This window comes from Burkholderia sp. R-40, from assembly GCF_049942845.1.
In the GTDB taxonomy this organism is placed as follows: Bacteria; Pseudomonadota; Gammaproteobacteria; order Burkholderiales; family Burkholderiaceae; genus Burkholderia; species Burkholderia ambifaria.
Genome location: NZ_CP187968.1, coordinates 2,671,687 through 2,689,701, shown reverse-complemented (window position 1 = coordinate 2,689,701; position 18,015 = coordinate 2,671,687). Strand labels below are relative to the sequence as shown.

Genomic DNA, 18,015 nt, shown 5'->3' with positions numbered 1-18,015 from the left:
AGTCTGCACGGGGCCAGGAAGCGGACGGGGTGACATACACCCCGTCCGTCGTTCCAAGGCAGCCGTCGGCTGCCTACCCTCGTGCCGGAGAGTTCTTGATCGGCTCACGCGCCACGCGATGCGCGGCACGGCTCCGGAAATCGGTTGATCGCAACGATCTCGGACATGCGTGCGTTCGGCGTGCGTTCGCGCGGTTCGCACTCGACGCGTCGAATCGCAACGTCACGTACGGACGACAGCCGGTCCGCCCCGCCGGACGTCGTGTCACTGTCTCACGCGCGGCGCACGACGTTTCTGATGCAGGTCAACGAAAGCCCGCTTCACCTGCATCGCCCTGCGGTCTTCACGCGTCGCCGCGCACGAGCAGCACCGGCACCTGCGCGAGATGCGCGACCCGGCGCGCGACGCTGCCGATCAGCCAGGCGGCAATGCCGCGCCGGCCGTGCGTGCCGACTACCAGCAGTTCCGCATGCCAGTGCACCGCGTCGCGCATCAGCGCATGGGCGACGTCGTCGCTGGTCGGACGGGTTTCGACGATGCCGCGCTTGGCCGGGTTCCCCGCCGCATGGAACAGCGGGCCGATCCGGGCCAGCGCATCCTCGCCTTCCGCGCGATAGGCGTCCTCGAGCGCGCGCACCGGCACGAGATCCGTCAGACGCACCGCGCGATCGACGACATAGGCCGCGTACAGCAGCGTCGTCGGCGCCGCGAAGCCGAGCCCGACGCGCACCGCGTGCAGCGACGGCTCGCTGCCATCGACCGCGAACATCAGGCGCTGCAGCGGGCCGTCCGCCGGCCGCGCATAGTCGGCCGGCACGATCAGCAGCGCGCAGCGTGCGCGTGCGGCCAGCGTGTCGGACATCGCGCCTTCGACGAGCCGCAGCAGCCCGTGGTGCGGATTCGCGCCGACCACGAGCACGTCGGCATGCCAACCCGACGTCTCGTTCGCGAGTGCATCCGCAACCGTACCGCCCGTGACCGACGTATCGAGGATCACCTGCTCGACGGCCACGCCGCTGCCGGCGAACAGTGCGGCGGTGCGTTCGAGTGTCGCCTGCGCTTCGTGCATCATTTCCTCGCGCGCCGATGTCAGCAGCGCGTCGACGCGCGGGATGTCGGGCAGCACGAGGCGCGGATTGTCGATCGCGCAGACGATGCGCACCTGCATGCCGGGACGCAGCAGCGTTCGGGTATAGCGCGCGGCGGACAGCGACTCGGGCGTCAGATCGACGGCCAGCGCGATGCGCGCGAGCGGCGGGATGGTCGGGGTGGTTTGCATGGCGAAGGCCTCTGTGGACGCGTCGTCGCGAACGACGACCGAAGCTTCGCGCGGCAGCGGCACGCGGCGGGCGGAAGGCCGGCGTGGCGCGGGATCGGTGGATGGCCACGCGAAGCGCGGACAAGCAATTCCGACAGGATATGACGTCCTGCCGGGGCGTGCATGATCGGGATCAATGGGCGTGCGGGGCCGAAATGCGCCGCGTGCGCATGTTCGGCGCGCGGCGCGGCGGATTTTCGCCGGTTCGCTTACGGGATCAGAGGTTTCGCGCCAACCGAGTTTCGCGCGAACGAGAAGCGCTAAACCGGCGGCGGAATCGGAACGTGCGCGGCATTGCGCGCACGATTCACTTCGACAGCGTCGCCCGCACCGTATATTCGCCCTCGAGCGGCGCGGCGTGGGCCGGCCGCACGAAATACCGCGACGCATCGGCATCGGCCGGCATCGGCTCGACCGGGTAACCGTGCTTCTCCCACGCATCAAGCCCGCCCTTCAGCGCCCTGATGTTGTGGAGCATCTTCTTGCGCTGCATCTTTGCGATCAGACGCTTCGCGGTCGCCTCGTTCGGGCACACGCAATACACGACGATCGGGCGCTTCAGCAGCTCCGGATCGAGCAGGTCCGGCGAATCGAGATCGACCGGTAGCGCACCGGCGATCCGGTACGGCTCCCGTTCGCGAATCGCGCGCGGCCGCGCATCGAAGATCAGCGGCGGTTCGTTCGACGTCATCATCTCGACGAGCTGCGGCGGCGAGATGCGCAACTGTGCGAGGTAGCGGCGGAATTGCACGCGGCGCACCCAGCGGTACAGCACGAACGTGATGAAGATCGCGAGAAACGCGTCGAGGATCGTGCCGCCGCTCGCGCGCACCCACAGCACGAACTGGACGATCTGGTCATGCACGGCCGCGCCGCCGACGAGCCAGACCGCGGCCCACAACGACGCGCCGGCCAGATCCCAGAACAGGAACACGCCGACACCGATCGCGGTCGTGCCGAGCAGCGGCGCCGACACGAGGCCGAGGCCAGGCAGGAATTTGGAGATGACGAGGAGCGGCGCGCCGTATCTTTCGAATACATTACGCGCGAAGCGCAGCGTCGTGTCGAGCGACAGCGAGAAGCGCACAAGCCCGTTCAGCAAGCGCCGCCCGCGCGTGCGGCCCATGAAGAACCACAGCGAATCGGCAAGCATCGTCGCACCGATCGCCGCCACGAACATGCTCGTCCAGGACGCCTGCCCCATCGCCGCCATCGTACCGCCGAGAATCAGCATCGGCACAGCCGGCACCGGCACGCCGAGCTGCGTGATGAGTACGCTCGCGAACACGGCCCACGGGCCGAGCGACGAGGGAATTGCAATGGGAAAGTGCCACACGGCGGCGCTCCTGGAAGACATGCGGACCGTGCGACGGAGGCGGCCGTCGATACGGCTGGCAGCGACCGCCGCGGCAGGTCCGCGGCCGATCCTGCACCACGTTGCATTCTAAACGGGTTTGGCCGGGGCCGCGCGCAACGGCTGTCGTCGGCGGCAGCGGGCACGCTCACGCGTCGGGGCGCTGCGCGAGCCCCGCGACGTATTCCGCGTACTCGGGAAACGCGGCGGCCAGTGCGGTCGCATCCGCGAGCTCGAATTCCGCGAACTCGAACCCCGGCGCGACCGTGCAGCCGACGAGCGCGACGTGCTCCGGCGACGCGCAGCGCGCGCCGAACCAGCGTCCGGCCGGCACGACGGCCTGGAACACGGTGCCCGGATGCGTGAGCGGGTTGCCGAGTCGATGGATCGTCAGGCCGTCGTGCTCGTCGAGCACCCATACTTCGAGCGGATCGCCCGCGTAGAAATGCCAGACCTCGTCGGAACGGATCCGATGCCACGACGAATACGCGCCGTCGCACAACAGGTAGTAGATCGCGGTCGACGCCGCGCGCGGCGCGCCGTCGGCAGGACGCACGACGGTATCGGTCGCGCGGTAGGTTTCCCGGAAATAGCCGCCCTCGGGATGCGGCTGAAGATCGAACTGGTGAATCAGGTCGGCGGCGGAAATCGGCATGGCGGATGACGTCGGTAAGGTAGGAAACCGGGCACGCGACGCACCGCGCGGGCCGATCGCACATGCAATCTCCCGCACCGTCGCGTGCCGCTGCGTCGATCGCCGCGGCCATGCACGCGGCGACGGGATCGCGCGCGAAACCCGCGCGACGATGAAGCGGACACCGGTCGATGCTGCCAGAAGTGCCGGTCACGACGCAACCGGGGCGACGCGATCACGCCCCTGCATGGCCGCGCAGGCACGGCCCGCTGACCGATGTACCGGACGCGCGACCGACAACGCGGTCACGCCGTCACGCCGCCATCCGCCCGGCCGCCCTCTGCCGCTCGCGCCTGAGCGCATGAGCACATGAACGCCTCAGCTCCGCACCACAGTCATCGCGCCGTTGCCACCGCGGCCGGCTCGTCGTGCCGCACCAGCAGCACCGGCCGGTCGGCCGAGCGCAGCAGCGATTCCGCGACACTGCCGAGCAGCAGCCGGCGCAATCCGTGCCGCCCGCTCGTCCCCATCACGATCAGATCGGCACCGACCTCGGCCGCCGTGCGCATCAGCACCGCGGCGACGTCCTCGCCGTACGCATCGAGCGCGCGCACGGTGCCCGGCACATGCTGCTGCGCAAGCACCGCTCGTGCGTCGTCGAGCACCGGCGTCGCCGCGGCGGTTGCCGCCGCGTCGCGGTCGCGTTCGGCCGCAAAACCCGCATCGACGTCGACGAGCTGCGGCCGATGCTCGACGACATACGCGCACGTCACCTCGCCGCCGGATGCCAGCGCGATCCGGATCGCCTCGTTCAGCGCGAGACGCGCGCTTGGGCCGCCGTCGAGCCCGACGAAAATCCGCTTGTACATGGTCCGCCCTCCGACCGGGCACGCGCCGCGCATCGCGCCACGACACGCCCGTCACCGCGAGCCGGCCCGATGCCGGCTCGTCTGCCGAACAGTCTGCCCCCACATGCCGACGCGTCCGTTGACGCGCGTCAATCGCCGCCGGAACGCCCGCCGCACGCCCGACTAGCACGTTTTTAGCTGACCCTATTACAAAAAACCAATAAAACGCGCACAATTTCAGCTTCAAATCAAACGTTCGCACGCGGCCGGTGCGAGTTTTCGCCGGTTTTGCCGCACCGCCCGAGCGCCACGGGCGGCCCCGACACCAGAATGGCCAATCGAATGACCGCCAGTGGCACCCCGTCGCGTGACGCCCGAGGGCCCACGCGCCTCCCGACCATGTTACGCCAGCCGCTCGTCGCTGGCGTCGCTGCACTGTTCGCCGGCGCGGCGCTGTCGCTCGGCGTCGCGCTGCTGGTGCGCGAGCAGTGGCAAGGCGTCGTGCATACGCGCTTCGAACGCCGCACGTCGCACGTGACGGCGATGCTGCGCCACGAGTTGCAGACCGGCGCCGCCGTGCTCGAAAGCGCGCGCGGCGCGTTCCTGCTCGCGCCGCAGATGACACCCGAGCAATGGCGCCGGTATGCCGACACGCTCGAGCTCGATAGCGGCCGTTCGCCGGTCCGGCAGCTCGGCTATGCGCCGCTGTCGCCCGCGACACGCAGCGCGCTCGCCGGCGACGCGCCGCCGCCGGCCGGCCCGTTCGCGGTCGCGACGCTCAGCGCGCCGCTGTCGAGCGCGGCCGGCGCGCGCTTCGGCGCACCGGATCAGGCGCCGCTGGCACGCGCGCTGCGCACCGGCAATGTCGCGCTCGGCATCCACCCGGCCGACGACGATACGTCCCGCGATACCCGCATCCTGATGCTGTTCGTGCCGGCGACGCCTTCATCGCGCACGCCCGTCACGCCAGCCGGCGCCCATGACACGGGTGCCGGCGGCGTGCTGTTCGCGGAACTCAGCCCGAATCGCGTGGTGGAGCGCGCGCTCGACGCGGAACGCGGGCTCGACCTGCGGATGAGCGCCGGCGACGATCCGCATCCGATCGCGAGCGCGGAGACGACGACCGACGAAGCCTCCACGTCGCCCGACCTGATGCGCCGCACCGACCAGCTAAATTTCGGCGGCACCGTGCTGACGCTCGCCTATTCCGCGGACGGCCGCCCGAGCGCGACCGGCGCGCAGCGCGCGGCGGGCACGGTGCTCGCCGCGGGGCTGATCGCGTCGTTCGCGTTCGCGGCACTGATCCATGCACTGCTGCGCGGCCGCGCCGGGACGGCCGATACCGGCGCCAGCAGCCGCGGCATCCTCAACGAGGCGCGGATGATGGGCATCATCCGCTCGTCGATGGAAGCGATCATCACGATCGACGAGAAGCAGACGGTGGTGATCTTCAATCCGATGGCCGAACAGGTATTCGGCGTGTCGGCGATGGAAGCGATCGGCGCGCCGTTGTCGCGCTTCATCCCCGAGCGGTTTCGCGCCGCGCATGCGAAGCACGTCGACCAGTTCGGCGTGACCGGTGTGTCCGAGCGCCAAATGGGCCGCCAGCGCGTGCTGTTCGGGCTGCGCGGCAACGGCGAGGAATTCCCGATCGAGGCGTCGATTTCGCAGATCCGCGATGCGTCGGGCAAGCTCTATACGGTAATGCTGCGCGACATCACCGAGCGGCAGCGCGCCGAGAACGCGCTGAAGCAGTCGCGCGAGGAACTGCGCGAACTGTCGGCGAACCTGCAGAACGTACGCGAAGAGGAAAAGACCCGCATCGCGCGCGAACTGCACGACGATCTCGGCCAGCAACTGACCGCGCTGAAGATGGACCTGTCGGTAATCGAGCAGCAACTGCGCGCGCCGGGCCGTGCGCAACCCAACGACGACGCGCTGTCGCACCTGCAAGGGATGCGCCGTCTAATCGACGCAACCGTCGCGTCGGTGCGGCGCATCGCAGCCGATCTGCGTCCGGTGATGCTCGACGATCTCGGCCTCGTGCCCGCGATCGAGTGGCTGGCGAACGACTTCACGAACCGCTACGGCATCGACGTCGAACGCCACATCGAAACGGGCGGGCTCACGTTCACCAGCGCGGGGGCGACCACGCTGTTCCGGATCGTCCAGGAAGCGCTGACGAACGTCGCGCGCCACGCGGACGCGACACGCGTCGCGCTGCGGCTCGACATCGAGGAAGGCTTCTGCGTACTGCGGGTCGCGGACAACGGCCGCGGCGCGGCACCGGGCGGCAGCGCCCACGAGGACAAATCGTTCGGGCTGATCGGCATTCGCGAACGCGCACACATGCTGGGCGGCAACGTGACGATCGACACCGCGCTCGCGCGCGGCTTCTCGATCACCGTCGCCTTCCCGCTCGGCACAGTTCAACAGGAAACCACCCTCACATGATCAAGGTGCTCATCGCCGACGACCATACGCTCGTGCGCGACGGTCTGCGGCACATCCTCCAGAACGCCACCGGATTCGAGGTGGCCGGCGAAGCGTGCGACGGCCCGTCGACGATCGCGCTGGTTCGCTCGACGCCCGCGCAGGTGCTGGTGCTCGACCTGTCGATGCCGGGCCGCAACGGCGTCGAGCTGATCAAGCAGATCAAGGACGAGAAGCCCGCGCTGCGCGTGCTCGTGCTGACCATGCACGCGGAACAGCAATACGCGGTGCGCGCGTTCCGCGCCGGTGCATCGGGTTATCTGACCAAGGAAAGCGCGAGCGCCGAACTGGTCGGCGCGGTGACCAAGGTTGCGTCGGGCGGCGTCTACGTGAGCCTCGCGATGGCCGAGCAGTTCGCGCAGAGCCTGAACGAGCCGGCCGAGACGCTGCCGCACCAGCGGTTGTCCGATCGCGAGTTCGACGTGTTCCGCCGGATCGCCGCCGGACAGACGCTGACCGAGATCGCGCAGGCGCTGTGCGTGAGCGCGAAGACGGTCAGCACCTACAAGACCCGGATCCTGGAAAAGATGCAGATGCCGCACGAAGCGGCGCTGGTCCGCTATGCGATGCGCCACAAGCTGCTCGACGAAACGGACGACGTCTAGCGCCTGTTCACGCTAATCACGGGCTTGCGGCGGCCGCGGGCCGTGCGGGCCGGCGGGACGCCGCGCAGCTTTTACTTCGCCGGCACCGGGCACGCGAGATCGCCTTCCTCGCAGGACAGATACCCCTTCAGCGTCTCGTTGCGGATCTTGGTCAGATCGTCGAGGCAGGTCGACACGACCATCGAATACGCGCTGCCGCCTTCGGCGTTCGCGCTGGAGAAGTTGCATTCGGCATCGCGGTAGGCGATCCACGCGCGCTGCCCATTCACGAGTTTCTCGGCGAGCGGCTTCGCATCGCGCAGGCGCGCGGTGACCGCCTGGTAAGTGCGATTCAGCTCCGCGTCGGATTTCTTGTACGCGCGATCGGCACACGCCGTCATCGCCGCCTGATCCGTCGTTTCCGCACAATTCGCCTGCGCATGGGCAAGGTTCGCCGTCAGCGCGAGCGCGCATAGCAGACCGGTCAAGACACGCATGGATGCTCCTGTTTGTTTTCGTTGATTGGTGGAACCTCGTGCCGGGCTTGCCGCCGCGCCTCGGCGCGCGGCATCGCGGACAAGCCGGCGCCACGCCATCCGCCACGGCTGCCGTGGCGTGGCGATGCCGACCGCGATGCTAGCGCACGCGCGGCGGATTGTCAGCCGGCGCCACGCGTGCCGCGGACGCAAAAAAGCCCGCACTCGACACGAGTGCGGGCCTTTCGATACGGCGTCGCCGGCGGCCCGGAGGCCGCAGCGCGAATGGCTTAGTGACCGAAGTACACCGACGAACGGTCGGCCGCGGCCGGCACCGTCACGCGTTGGCCCGACTGCGACGTCGCGACCGGGTTCGAGCCGTAGCCCGTTGCGTCAGCCTGCGCGCCGGTGTTCTGGGCTGCTGCGATCTTTGCCTGTGCGGCCTGGATGTTTTCCGGATAGTTCATCCAGTCGTTCGGGTTGTAGCCGGCCTTCTCGAGCTGGACCAGCTCGGCACGCACTTGCGCGCGCGTCAGCGGCTGCTGGTTCGATTGGGCGAACGACACGATCGGTGCGGCCACCAGTGCGGCCAGTGCAACTGCCTTGATCAGCGATTTCATGATGCGTTACCTCCAGATTGTTTTGTCAGGCGCTTCGGACTCGGTAGTCGTTGCGCATGAGTGAAAGTCTAGGCGGCTCGGCTATCAGGGTAAATACTTAAATCGCGAATTCACTGTTGACCGAATTCCGTACAATTTCCTCGCATTCGGTCGAATCATCAGAGGATTAACGTCACATCCGCACCCAATTAAACCGGGGGCGTGCTGTGGCGCGCCGGGGCCCGTCGATCCACCCGGGCCATGAACGACGCCGCCCGATGATGTGAAGCGGCGGCCGCCCGTCAGCGGACCTGATCTGCCTCCACGCTTTCCACCGACAGGTCGAACAGCAACGCCTTCAGGCGGATGCGGTCGGCCGCGGCGATTTCGCTGAACGCAGCGTGATGAAGCGTCCAGCCCGGCGTCGCGGGCTCCGCGTGCACCGCGCGCACCGTGGCGTCGAGCGCCAGCAGCGCGATACGATCGCCGTCCATGTACGGCAACTGCACGCGCAACGCCTCGCCGGTGGCGGCGAGCGGCCGGTCGACTGCGATCGACAATCCGTTCAGGCTCAGATCGTGAACGATGCCGATGCCGTCGGCCTGTGCCGCCCCGCCGGTGCAGCAGGCCGCGATCCGTACCGGCACGCGCGGCTCGACGCGCGTGCGCAACCGGTCGACGAAGCCCGGCGGCGACAGCACCATGAACGGCGCGCCGCCTACGGTCTGCACCGCCTCGACCGTCGCCCCGAAGCGCGACACCGCCGAGCGGCCGATCGCGACCGCCTCGACGTCGTCGCCGCGGGCGAAATCGAACACGGCCGACGGCCGCGGTTCGACGAACAGCACGCCCGATGCGCCGACCCCGATCAACCGGCAGCGTTGCAGCACGCGGGCCGCACCGACGCGCCGCCGGATGCCGATCGCGGCGCCGGCCGACAGTCCCATGGGCGCGGCCGCCGGCACGGTGTCGCCGTCGGACGTAGCGGGTCCGGCGTCAACGCGCCTGCGAACGGGCCGGAAGTGATCGAACAGGAAGTCATGCTGCGCGGGATCGCGCAGCGTGGCGCCGGCGGGCAGCAGCGCGGCGCCGCCCGCGTCGTAGAGATCGAAGCCGAGCGGGACGCCGGCGGCGACGTCATCGCGCGCGAGCGCGACGTAATCGGTGATGAGCGGCATCGGAATGGCGCGGAGCGGCCGCGCGAGCTGTCGTGACAACGTTATTACGGCAGCATCGCGCGAAATCTGAACGGCTCGTTACTCCGAACCGCTGGTTGCGTCGGGTGAAGCGGGCGCCGGTGCCGGAACCGGTGAAGGTGCCGGAGCCGGTGAAGGTGAAGGTGAAGGTGAAGGTGCCGGCACGGTGGAAGGCGCCGTGGCTGGTGCGGAGCCGAGGCCCCCACCACCGGTATTGCCGGAACTCGCCGCGCTGCCTCCCACCGCCGGCGGCGGCTGCACGGGCTGAGATTGCGACGCGCCCGCCGACAACGCGGCGGCCGACGCCGCCACCTCGGACGCCGGGATCCATTCCTCGACGACGCCGCCGGATGCCGGCACGGGTGCTGACGCGGCGGACGCGGCCGACGCCTCGTCTGCGTCCTCGTCGGGCTGACGCTCGATACGCTGGGTCCTCACGGTCGCCGGCGCCTGCTTCGACTCCGGCCCGAACCACCCGTCGAACAGGTCCGTCACCCGTTCGCGCGCCGACGCGAACCAGCCGGGCGACGGCTCGGTATCGAATTTCAGCTTCGTGTCGACGATGCGGGCGCGCTGCGCGCGCTGGAAGAAGTCGCCGACGATCGGCAGCGCGCTGTGCGCGCCTTGCCCCCAGTAGTCGCTGCGCAGCGTCACGCGGCCGTCGTCGAAGCCGACCCACGCGCCGGCGACCAGCCCCGGCTGCATCAGGATGAACCAGCCGTCCGCGTTGTCCTGCGTGGTGCCGGTCTTGCCGGCCACGTCGCCGCGAATCCCGAAGCGCGTACGGATGCTGCCGCCGGTGCCGCGCGTCACGACGTCGCGCATCACGTCGAGCAGCGTCTTGTCGGTTTCGGCGTCGAGCGCACGCTCGGGCGGCGCCGGCGCGTATTCGGCCAGCACGTCGCCCTGGCGGGTCTCGATGCGCGTGACCATTTGCGGCTCGACGTACAGCCCGCCGTTCGCGATCGTCGCGTACGACGCGACCATCTCCTTCAGCGTCACGGGGCTCGTGCCGAGCGCAAGCGACGGCACACGCTCGAGCGGGCTCTCGCGCACGCCCATGTCGCGCGCGAGCCGCGCGACGGCCGCCGGACCGACCTTCTCCATCACCTGCGCGGTGATCCGGTTGCGCGACAGCGCGACCGCGTCGCGCAGCGTCATCGGCTTGCCGGTGGGCGGTGCATCGTCGTTCGGGCGCCAGATCTCGCCGCCCTTCAGCGGAATCTCGATTGCCTGGTCGACGAACGTGTCCTCCGGCTTCATCCCGTTCGCGAACGCGGCGCCATAGACGAACGGCTTGAAGGTCGAACCCGGCTGGCGCCGTGCCTGCGACACGTGATCGAACGGCTCGTTCGTGAAGTCGCGGCTGCCGACCCACGCGCGGATCTGCCCGTCGCGCGGATCGATCGCGACGAAGCCGGCCTGCACGTCGGTCTTCGCCTTGCACAGCGCGCGCATGAAGCCTCGGTCGGCGGCGAGCTGCTTCATCGCGGCTGCATCGTCCTTGCCGGCCTCCTGCGCAGCCTTGTACTCGGGCGACTCGCGCATGAAAGTGCGGAACACCTCGTTATCGGTGCCGCAGCCGTCGCGGCCGCTCCACGCGTTGTTCGCGATCCCCTGCAGCTGGTTCGCCTGCTGCGTCAGCGCCTGGGTCGCCATCTGCTGGAGCCGCGCATCGATCGTGGTGCGCACGATCAGCCCGTCCGAGTAGATGTTGTAGTCGTTGCGGTCGGCCCAGCCGATCAGCCATTTGCGCAACTGCTGCGCGAAATGCGGCGCGGGCCCCGGCGGCTCCTTCTGGCGCTCGAAATCGACGCGCAGCGGCCGGCGCTGCAGCTGCGCGAACTGCGCCGGCGACAGCTTGCCGTACTTCACCATCTGGCCGAGCACCGTATTGCGCCGCTGCAGCGCGCGCTCGGGGTTCAGCACCGGGTTGTAGTAGCTGTTGCCCTTCAGCATCCCGACGAGCGTCGCGCTGTCGAGCACGTCGAGCTGGTCGGCCGACTTGTCGAAATAGGTGCGCGCGGCCATCTCGACGCCGTACGCGTTGTACAGGAACGGCACCGTGTTCAGGTAGGTCTCGAGGATCTGCGGCTTGCTGTAGATGGCCTCGATCTTCAGCGCGGTGATCGCCTCCTTTACCTTGCGCGTGAGCGTCGGCGCGCGGCCGATCTCGTCCGGATACAGGTTGCGCGCGAGCTGCTGCGTGATCGTCGAGCCGCCCTGGCGGTTGCCGGAGAACGTATGGAGCGCGGCCGACGCCGTGCGCTTCCAGTCGAGGCCGTGGTGCTCGTAGAAGCGGTGATCCTCGGTCGCGATCAGCGCATCGACCATGTGCGGCGAAATCTGCTTGAGCGGCACCCATTCGCGGTTCGACGGCTTGAATTCCGCCAGCAGCTTGCCGTCGGCGGACAGCACCTGCGCGGGCTGGTCGACGCGTGCCTTGCGGATGTCGCCGATGCCGGGCGTGAACGGAATCAGCGCCAGCACGTACAGCAGGAACAGCACCGGCACGGCGGCGGCCGCGAGCAGCACGCCGCGGCGCGTCGGATGACGGAGACGGCGCCAGGCGGTGGCCAGCACACGCTTGACGGGCACGGCGGCAGCGGCCGCGACGGGTTGGGCGCGCGCGACCCATTTGGCACAGAGATCACGCACTGACGACACGTTTCGGCGATTCACGCGGGTGGGGGATCGGCTGGAAAGGCAGCATCGTACCAAAACTCGCGCGGCACACCGGCCGGCGGCCGACCCGGGCCCGTGCAAATGGCATCCGATCGCGCGGTTTCACGACAAAAAAGGCGCGCGCCCCGCAGCGGGACCGCGCGCCAAGCCTGGTACAACGGGATGCCGTGCGCCGGCGTTCAGCGCACGAGGAAACCGTAGGTCAGCGGATCGCGTTCGTCGACGATCCAGTTCGCGAACCCGCAGATGTGCGCGCTGCCCTCCACTTCCGGAATCACGGCCGGGATGTCGCCAACCATCGTCTCGCGCAGCACGCGCCCCTTGAACACCGTGCCGACGATCGACTCGTTGACGAGCGTATCGCCGGCCGCGAGCAGGCCGCGCTGGTACAGCTGCGCGACACGTCCGCCGGTGCCGGAGCCGGTCGGCGAGCGGTCGACCTCGCGATCCGCGAACACGCAGCAGTTCGCCTGCGTCGAGCCAGGATGGCGCGGCGCATTCGCGATGATCGTGCCGTAGATATGGTTGATTTCCGGAATCTCCGGATGCACGACCGGATACTTCGCGTTCGCGGCAGCCTTCACTTCGGCGCCGAAGCGGATCAGCTTCTCCACCGCCGCTTCGCGCACCGGCAGGTCGAACGGCGCACCGTCGACGTAGAAGTAGAACGCGCCGCCGTACGCGATGTCGCCGGTCACGGTGCCGAACGACGGCGTGTCGACCGACACGTCGCGCCGCCAGATGAACGACGGCACGTTGACGAAGCGCACGGGCCCCGCGTGCTCGCCGTCCCATTGCACGAACGCCTCGATGAAGCCGCACGGCGCATCGATGCCGACGCGCGTCTCCGGCACCGTGCGCTGCACCCAGCCGAGCTCGACCGCGGCGGTCGACAGCGCGATCACGCCGTGCCCGCAATGGTCGCTGTAGCCCTCGTTGTGCAGGAAGATCACGCCGAAATCCGCGTTCGGCGACACCGGCTCGGTCAGGTAGCCGCCGTACATGTCGGCGTGGCCGCGCGGCTCGAACATCAGCGCACGGCGGATCTCGTCGGCGTTCTCCTTGAGCCACGCGCGGCGCTGGACGATCGTGTCGCCCGGCAGGCGCGGCAGCCCGCTCGTGACGATACGAAAAGCTTCGCCGCCGGTATGGACTTCGACGGTGGAAAGGGATCGGGAAATTTTCATGAGGATCGAAAGCGGGAAGACGAAGGACGGCGCCGCGGCGCCGTCCGGTGGCTGTTACTTCGCGTACGGTTCGGGTAGCCCGTTGCGGATCACGTAGACGGTGGTCGGCGCGCCCTTCAGGTCGCCGTGTTCGTCGAACGAATAGGTGCCCGCGACACCCGCGTAGTTCGATTTCGCCAGCTGCGCGATCAGCTTCGCCTTGTCGGTGGTCGTGCCGGCCTTGACCATCGCGTCGGCGAGCAGCTTCATGCCGTCGTAGTAGTTGACGCCGTAGACCTGCGTTTCCGTGTGATAGGTGTCGTGGTACTTCTTCAGGAACGCGCGGCCGGCCGAGGTTTTCTCGAGCGCGACGCCGCCCTGCGCGCAATAGACGATCGACGCGGCCTCGCCCGCGACCTTGCCCATGTCGGCCGAGCAGATGCCGTCGCCGCCGAGCAGCTTCGCGCGCAGGCCGCGCTGCTTCATCTGCTTCGCCATCGGCGCGCCCTGCGCCGCGTAGCCGCCGAAGAAGATCACGTCGGGATTGCTGGCCTTGATCTTGGTGAGAATGCCGAGAAAATCGGTCGCCGACGAGCTCGTGTACTCCTGGTCGACGATCTTGATCCCGTTGGCCTTCGCGACGTTCGCGAACTGCTCGGCGACGCCCTGCCCATACGCGGTGCGATCGTCGATGACCACGGCGGTCTTCGCGTTCAGCGTCTTCGCGGCGAAGGTCGCCATCGTGCCGCCGAGCTGCTCGTCGCTCGCGCCGATCCGGAAGATGTTCTTGAAGCCCTGGCGCGTGAGCGCCGGGTTCGACGCGACCGGCAGCATCGGCACGCCGGCATTGGAGTACACGCGCGACGCGGGAATCGCGACGCCCGAGTTGTACGGGCCGAGCACCGCGACGACGCCCTTGTCGACCAGGCTCTGCGCGACCTGCACGCCCGCCTTCGGGTCGGCCTGGTCGTCGTCGGACACCAGCTTGAACGTGACCGTCTTGCCGGCCACTTTCACCCCCGCCTTGTTGAGCTCGTCGACGGCGAGGCGCGCGCCGTTTTCATTGTCCTTGCCATTCGCGGCCTGCGGGCCGGTCAGCGGCGCCGAGTGGCCGATCGTGACGACTTCCTGCGCGTGCGCGGAAGTCAGCGCGCCGGCGGCAACGGCCACCGAGAGCGCGGTAATGAGGTATCGCATGGTGTCTCCTGATTGGTTTTGTGTGAAACCAATGTAGGACACGCATGGTCACGATGCAAGCAATTTCAAAATACTATTTACGATTCTGGTCATATTTCAGACCAGAATGCCGCAGCGTGCGTTACTTCGGCGTGATGTCGCGCCGCACGCGGAGAATGTGCTGCTCCACGTAGAACGCGGCTGCATCGGCGTCGCCGGACACGATCGCCTCGTAGATCAGCCGGTGCTCGGACACGTAGAGCCGGATCCGGCCCGCGTCGTAGATGCCGTCGTCCTTCAGCCGTTTCCACAGCGGCTGGTCCATCGTCTTCGCGACTTCGTCGGCGATCTTCACGATCAGCGCGTCGCCGGTCATCAGCGCGAGCTGCCGGTGGAACAGCCGATCGCTCTCGTTCCACAGCGCGCGCTGCCGCGGATCGTCGACATCGGTGATGGTTTCCATCTGCGCGAGATAGCCTTCGGCGATCGGATCGGCTCGGCCGTGCGCGGCCGCGAGGCGCGCGATCGCGGGCTCGAGGATGAGCCGCACGTCGAGCGTCGACGTCGGGCTGAAGTCCGCGTCGGGCGCGCTTCGCGTGTCGCCGCGCTGCGCGAGCACGTCGAGCGGCGCCGGCACGACATAGGTGCCCGAATTGCGCTTCGTGAATACCAGCCCTTCGTTCTGCAATGCGCCGAGCGCCTCGCGCACCGCCGGCCGGCCGACCTGGAACAGCGCCGCGAGCTCGCGCTCGGACGGCAGCCTCGAATCGGCCGGATAGCGCCCCGCGCGGATCTCGTCGCGGATCTTCTCCGCGACCTGCTCGTAGATCTGCAGCGGCCGGAAACCGGCTTCAAGGGATTCGGGACGCGCGGACATCATCTGGGGCTCCTGCCAGGTCGGAGGCGTGGTTCGGGAATGGTGCGCACGATACCGCAGCGCAGCGAGCCGGCACGTGCGAAGGCCCATCTGGACGGATATTAGAACCAAAATCAGTCATCTGCCTGATTTTACGGATTGCCGGGCGGCCATCAACTGGTATAGATTTGATCCAGACCGTCTGCCGTCGCGATTTCCGGCAGCTTTCGTGGCGAGCGCGCGATGCGCCCGTCGTCCACGCTCACCGATCCAACCGACCGACCGACACGATGACCGCCCTCTCCCGGATTCCCGCTTTCGATGCCGCCGAAACGGCCGCGCTGCTCGACTACCCGGCGCTGCTCGCCACGCTCACGCACACCGTCGCCGAATACGCGGCCGGCGAGATCGTCAGCCCCGAACGGCTCGTCGTGCCGCTGCAGGGTGGCGGCGTGATGCTGTCGATGCCGTCGAGCGCGCGCGACCTCGCGAGCCACAAGCTCGTGAACGTGTGCCCCGGCAACGCCGCGCGCGGGCTGCCGACGATCCTCGGCCAGGTGAGCGCGTACGACGCGACGACGGGCGAGATGCGCTTCGTGCTCGACGGCCCGACCGTCACCGGGCGCCGCACGGCGGCCATCACCGCGCTCGGCATCCAGGCGCTGCACGGCGCCGCGCCGCGCGACATCCTGCTGATCGGCACCGGCAAGCAGGCGGCCAATCACGCGGAAGCGCTGGCGGCGATCTTTCCGGACGCGCGCCTGCATGTGCGCGGCTCGCGCGCCGACAGCGCGGCCGCGTTCTGCGCCGCGCACCGCGCGCAGGCGCCGCAGCTCGCGCCGCTCGACGGCGACGCGATTCCCGATGCGATCGATGTCGTGGTCACGCTGACGACGAGCCGCACGCCCGTCTATCGCGAAGCGGCGCGCGAAAGCCGCCTCGTGGTCGGCGTCGGCGCGTTCACCGCGGACGCCGCCGAGATCGACGCCGACACCGTGCGCCACAGCCGCCTCGTCGTCGACGACCCGGCCGGCGCGCGCCACGAGGCCGGCGACCTGATCGCCGCGCAGGTCGACTGGCAACGGGTCGCGTCGCTCGCCGACGTCCTGCGCGGCGCATTCGAGCGGAGCGGACCGCTGCTGTTCAAGACCGTCGGCTGTGCCGCATGGGATCTGGCCGCGTGCCGCACGGCACGCGATGCGCTGGACGCGCGTCGGGGCGGCTGATTCGACCGCCGCGGCGGCAACGACGGCAGCGGCCGACAATCGCCCACGCCCCCCCGGCGGCCCGCCCCGCGCGTCGCCGCCGCTTTCGCTGACGCTTGTAGGAATCGCCCTACAACGCGTCGAAGCGGCCTACACAAACTTCCAATTCGGCCGATTTCATTTTCGGCGGCGCAACACGATACTGCGGGCATGAATGCCAGCCTGTCACCCGCCGTCGCGCTCAGGGTGTTCCTCGTCGATCACGCCGTCGCCGTGCGGCAACGCATCGCGCTGCTCGTCGGCGCGATCGGCGGCGTCGTGGTCGTCGGCGAAGCGGAAGACGGCCAGGACGCGTGGACGCACATCCGCAGCAGCCGCGCGGACGTCGTGATCGTCGACCTGAGGCTCGCGGACGGCGGCGGTCTCGAGTTGATCGGGATGCTGTCGAAGGCCGCGCCGCCCGTCGTCACGATCGTGCTGACGAACCACTCGGCGCTTGCATTCAGAGAGGCATGCGCGGCGGCCGGAGCCGATTATTTCTTCGACAAGACCGCCGAATTCGACGCCGCATGCCGCGTCATCGAATCCCTGGTGCACGCTCGCGCGCACCAACCCTGATCGAGCCGGAGTGATTCATGTCTACCGCCACCGCCTTCGCCACCGCCCCGCCCGCCGCGGCTCGGCCACCGATGCCGCTTCACGCGGTCGCACGCACCGACACCGCCAAACATCCGGCCGCGCGCTGCTCAGTGTGCGCGATGCGCTCGATGTGCCTGCCGCCCGACCTGACCGCGGACGAATACGGCCGCCTCGACGCGATCATCTGCTCGACCCGGCACGTTCGCCAGGGCGACTCGCTGTTCCGCACCGACGACCCGTTCCAGAGCATCTATGCGGTGCGCGCGGGCTCGTTCAAGACGGTGATGATGCATCGCGACGGCCGCGAGCATGTGAACGGCTTCCAGATCGCCGGCGAAACGCTCGGCATGGACGGCATCGGCACCGGCCGGCACTGCTGCGACGCGATCGCGCTCGAGGACAGCGTCGTGTGCATCATCCCGTTCGTCGCGCTCGAAGCGGCGTGCCGCGAAATGAAATCGATGCAGCATTTTCTCTATCAGATGCTGAGCAGCGAGATCGTCCGCGAATCGAGCCAGATGCTGCTGCTCGGCACGATGTCGGCCGAGCAGCGCGTCGCGCATTTCCTGCTGAACCTGTCGTCGCGCTTCGAGGCGCGCGGTTATTCCGCATCGGAATTCAACCTGCGGATGACGCGCGAGGAAATCGGCTGCTATCTCGGCATGAAGCTCGAGACGGTGAGCCGGATGTTCTCGCGGTTCCATCGGGAGTCGCTCGTCGAAACGCGCGGCAAGCGCGTGCGGATCATCGACGCGCAGGCGCTCGCACAGGTCTGACGGATAGAGC

16 protein-coding genes are annotated in these 18,015 nt (G+C 68.7%); 5 read left to right on the top strand and 11 right to left on the bottom strand.

The annotated features are described in order from the left end of the window. Positions 1 to 343: 343 nt before the first annotated feature. The 4 genes from ACP26O_RS28365 to ACP26O_RS28350 all read right to left on the bottom strand — a co-directional run bounded on the left by ACP26O_RS28365 (position 344) and on the right by ACP26O_RS28350 (position 4,175). Positions 344 to 1,279: a universal stress protein gene (locus ACP26O_RS28365; protein ID WP_011658794.1), complete on the bottom strand. Its 936-nt coding sequence runs from the start codon at positions 1,277 to 1,279 to the stop codon at positions 344 to 346. 346 nt (positions 1,280 to 1,625) lie between these two features. Next, positions 1,626 to 2,654, bottom strand: a complete 1,029-nt coding sequence (locus tag ACP26O_RS28360; protein WP_126225383.1) for a DedA family protein/thiosulfate sulfurtransferase GlpE — start codon at positions 2,652 to 2,654, stop codon at positions 1,626 to 1,628. 166 nt (positions 2,655 to 2,820) lie between these two features. Then, positions 2,821 to 3,327: a cupin domain-containing protein gene (locus tag ACP26O_RS28355; protein WP_175662792.1), complete on the bottom strand. Its 507-nt coding sequence runs from the start codon at positions 3,325 to 3,327 to the stop codon at positions 2,821 to 2,823. A gap of 374 nt (positions 3,328 to 3,701) precedes the next feature. After that, complete coding sequence (locus tag ACP26O_RS28350) at positions 3,702 to 4,175, bottom strand: universal stress protein (RefSeq protein ID WP_011658784.1); 474 nt, start codon at positions 4,173 to 4,175, stop codon at positions 3,702 to 3,704. A gap of 321 nt (positions 4,176 to 4,496) precedes the next feature. Between ACP26O_RS28350 and ACP26O_RS28345 the strand changes: the two genes are divergently transcribed. Together ACP26O_RS28345 and ACP26O_RS28340 are read left to right on the top strand one after the other, a co-directional pair. Beyond that, positions 4,497 to 6,608 (top strand): PAS domain-containing sensor histidine kinase, encoded by a 2,112-nt coding sequence (locus ACP26O_RS28345; protein WP_175662793.1) that lies wholly within the window; start codon positions 4,497 to 4,499, stop codon positions 6,606 to 6,608. Further along, positions 6,605 to 7,252 (top strand): response regulator, encoded by a 648-nt coding sequence (locus tag ACP26O_RS28340; RefSeq protein WP_006755659.1) that lies wholly within the window; start codon positions 6,605 to 6,607, stop codon positions 7,250 to 7,252. The genes ACP26O_RS28345 and ACP26O_RS28340 overlap by 4 nt, the downstream gene beginning before the upstream one ends. Before the next feature lie 71 nt (positions 7,253 to 7,323). Here ACP26O_RS28340 and ACP26O_RS28335 read toward each other — a convergent pair whose 3' ends face one another. The 7 genes from ACP26O_RS28335 to ACP26O_RS28305 all read right to left on the bottom strand — a co-directional run bounded on the left by ACP26O_RS28335 (position 7,324) and on the right by ACP26O_RS28305 (position 15,409). Next, on the bottom strand, positions 7,324 to 7,728 hold the full coding sequence (locus ACP26O_RS28335) for a lysozyme inhibitor LprI family protein (RefSeq protein WP_175659264.1): 405 nt from the start codon (positions 7,726 to 7,728) through the stop codon (positions 7,324 to 7,326). Between the two features lie 269 nt (positions 7,729 to 7,997). After that, positions 7,998 to 8,327, bottom strand: coding sequence for a DUF4148 domain-containing protein (locus tag ACP26O_RS28330; RefSeq protein ID WP_011658781.1), 330 nt, complete (start codon positions 8,325 to 8,327; stop codon positions 7,998 to 8,000). Positions 8,328 to 8,608: 281 nt separating this feature from the next. Further along, positions 8,609 to 9,484 carry a PilZ domain-containing protein gene (locus tag ACP26O_RS28325; protein WP_175662794.1) on the bottom strand — a complete coding sequence of 292 codons (876 nt, stop codon included), beginning with the start codon at positions 9,482 to 9,484 and terminating at the stop codon, positions 8,609 to 8,611. A 78-nt stretch (positions 9,485 to 9,562) separates the two neighbouring features. Then, the gene (locus ACP26O_RS28320) at positions 9,563 to 12,169 is read right to left on the bottom strand and encodes a penicillin-binding protein 1A (RefSeq protein WP_426356348.1); all 2,607 of its coding nucleotides are present in this window, start codon (positions 12,167 to 12,169) and stop codon (positions 9,563 to 9,565) included. A 197-nt stretch (positions 12,170 to 12,366) separates the two neighbouring features. Continuing rightward, complete coding sequence (lhpH, locus tag ACP26O_RS28315; protein ID WP_175662796.1) at positions 12,367 to 13,374, bottom strand: trans-3-hydroxy-L-proline dehydratase; 1,008 nt, start codon at positions 13,372 to 13,374, stop codon at positions 12,367 to 12,369. Positions 13,375 to 13,428: 54 nt separating this feature from the next. Continuing rightward, positions 13,429 to 14,550, bottom strand: coding sequence for a branched-chain amino acid ABC transporter substrate-binding protein (locus ACP26O_RS28310; RefSeq protein ID WP_105831018.1), 1,122 nt, complete (start codon positions 14,548 to 14,550; stop codon positions 13,429 to 13,431). A gap of 121 nt (positions 14,551 to 14,671) precedes the next feature. Further along, positions 14,672 to 15,409, bottom strand: a complete 738-nt coding sequence (locus ACP26O_RS28305; RefSeq protein WP_006755371.1) for a FadR/GntR family transcriptional regulator — start codon at positions 15,407 to 15,409, stop codon at positions 14,672 to 14,674. A gap of 266 nt (positions 15,410 to 15,675) precedes the next feature. Between ACP26O_RS28305 and lhpI the strand changes: the two genes are divergently transcribed. The 3 genes from lhpI (at position 15,676) to ACP26O_RS28290 (ending at position 18,005) form a co-directional block, all read left to right on the top strand. Next, entirely contained in the window at positions 15,676 to 16,611 is a 936-nt protein-coding gene (gene lhpI / locus ACP26O_RS28300; RefSeq protein ID WP_175662797.1) for a bifunctional Delta(1)-pyrroline-2-carboxylate/Delta(1)-piperideine-2-carboxylate reductase, read from the top strand. 189 nt (positions 16,612 to 16,800) lie between these two features. Beyond that, the gene (locus ACP26O_RS28295; protein ID WP_006752672.1) at positions 16,801 to 17,208 is read left to right on the top strand and encodes a response regulator; all 408 of its coding nucleotides are present in this window, start codon (positions 16,801 to 16,803) and stop codon (positions 17,206 to 17,208) included. Between the two features lie 17 nt (positions 17,209 to 17,225). Further along, on the top strand, positions 17,226 to 18,005 hold the full coding sequence (locus ACP26O_RS28290) for a helix-turn-helix domain-containing protein (RefSeq protein ID WP_011658774.1): 780 nt from the start codon (positions 17,226 to 17,228) through the stop codon (positions 18,003 to 18,005). The last annotated feature ends 10 nt before the right edge of the window (positions 18,006 to 18,015 follow it).

Coding starts and splice junctions, on each gene's coding strand:
- ACP26O_RS28365 (WP_011658794.1), bottom strand. CDS start 1,279: ATGCAAACCACCCCGACCATCCCGCCGCTCGCGCGCATCGCGCTGGCC.
- ACP26O_RS28355 (WP_175662792.1), bottom strand. CDS start 3,327: ATGCCGATTTCCGCCGCCGACCTGATTCACCAGTTCGATCTTCAGCCG.
- ACP26O_RS28350 (WP_011658784.1), bottom strand. CDS start 4,175: ATGTACAAGCGGATTTTCGTCGGGCTCGACGGCGGCCCAAGCGCGCGT.
- ACP26O_RS28345 (WP_175662793.1), top strand. CDS start 4,497: ATGACCGCCAGTGGCACCCCGTCGCGTGACGCCCGAGGGCCCACGCGC.
- ACP26O_RS28340 (WP_006755659.1), top strand. CDS start 6,605: ATGATCAAGGTGCTCATCGCCGACGACCATACGCTCGTGCGCGACGGT.
- ACP26O_RS28335 (WP_175659264.1), bottom strand. CDS start 7,728: ATGCGTGTCTTGACCGGTCTGCTATGCGCGCTCGCGCTGACGGCGAAC.
- ACP26O_RS28330 (WP_011658781.1), bottom strand. CDS start 8,327: ATGAAATCGCTGATCAAGGCAGTTGCACTGGCCGCACTGGTGGCCGCA.
- ACP26O_RS28325 (WP_175662794.1), bottom strand. CDS start 9,484: ATGCCGCTCATCACCGATTACGTCGCGCTCGCGCGCGATGACGTCGCC.
- lhpH (WP_175662796.1), bottom strand. CDS start 13,374: ATGAAAATTTCCCGATCCCTTTCCACCGTCGAAGTCCATACCGGCGGC.
- ACP26O_RS28310 (WP_105831018.1), bottom strand. CDS start 14,550: ATGCGATACCTCATTACCGCGCTCTCGGTGGCCGTTGCCGCCGGCGCG.
- ACP26O_RS28305 (WP_006755371.1), bottom strand. CDS start 15,409: ATGATGTCCGCGCGTCCCGAATCCCTTGAAGCCGGTTTCCGGCCGCTG.
- lhpI (WP_175662797.1), top strand. CDS start 15,676: ATGACCGCCCTCTCCCGGATTCCCGCTTTCGATGCCGCCGAAACGGCC.
- ACP26O_RS28295 (WP_006752672.1), top strand. CDS start 16,801: ATGAATGCCAGCCTGTCACCCGCCGTCGCGCTCAGGGTGTTCCTCGTC.
- ACP26O_RS28290 (WP_011658774.1), top strand. CDS start 17,226: ATGTCTACCGCCACCGCCTTCGCCACCGCCCCGCCCGCCGCGGCTCGG.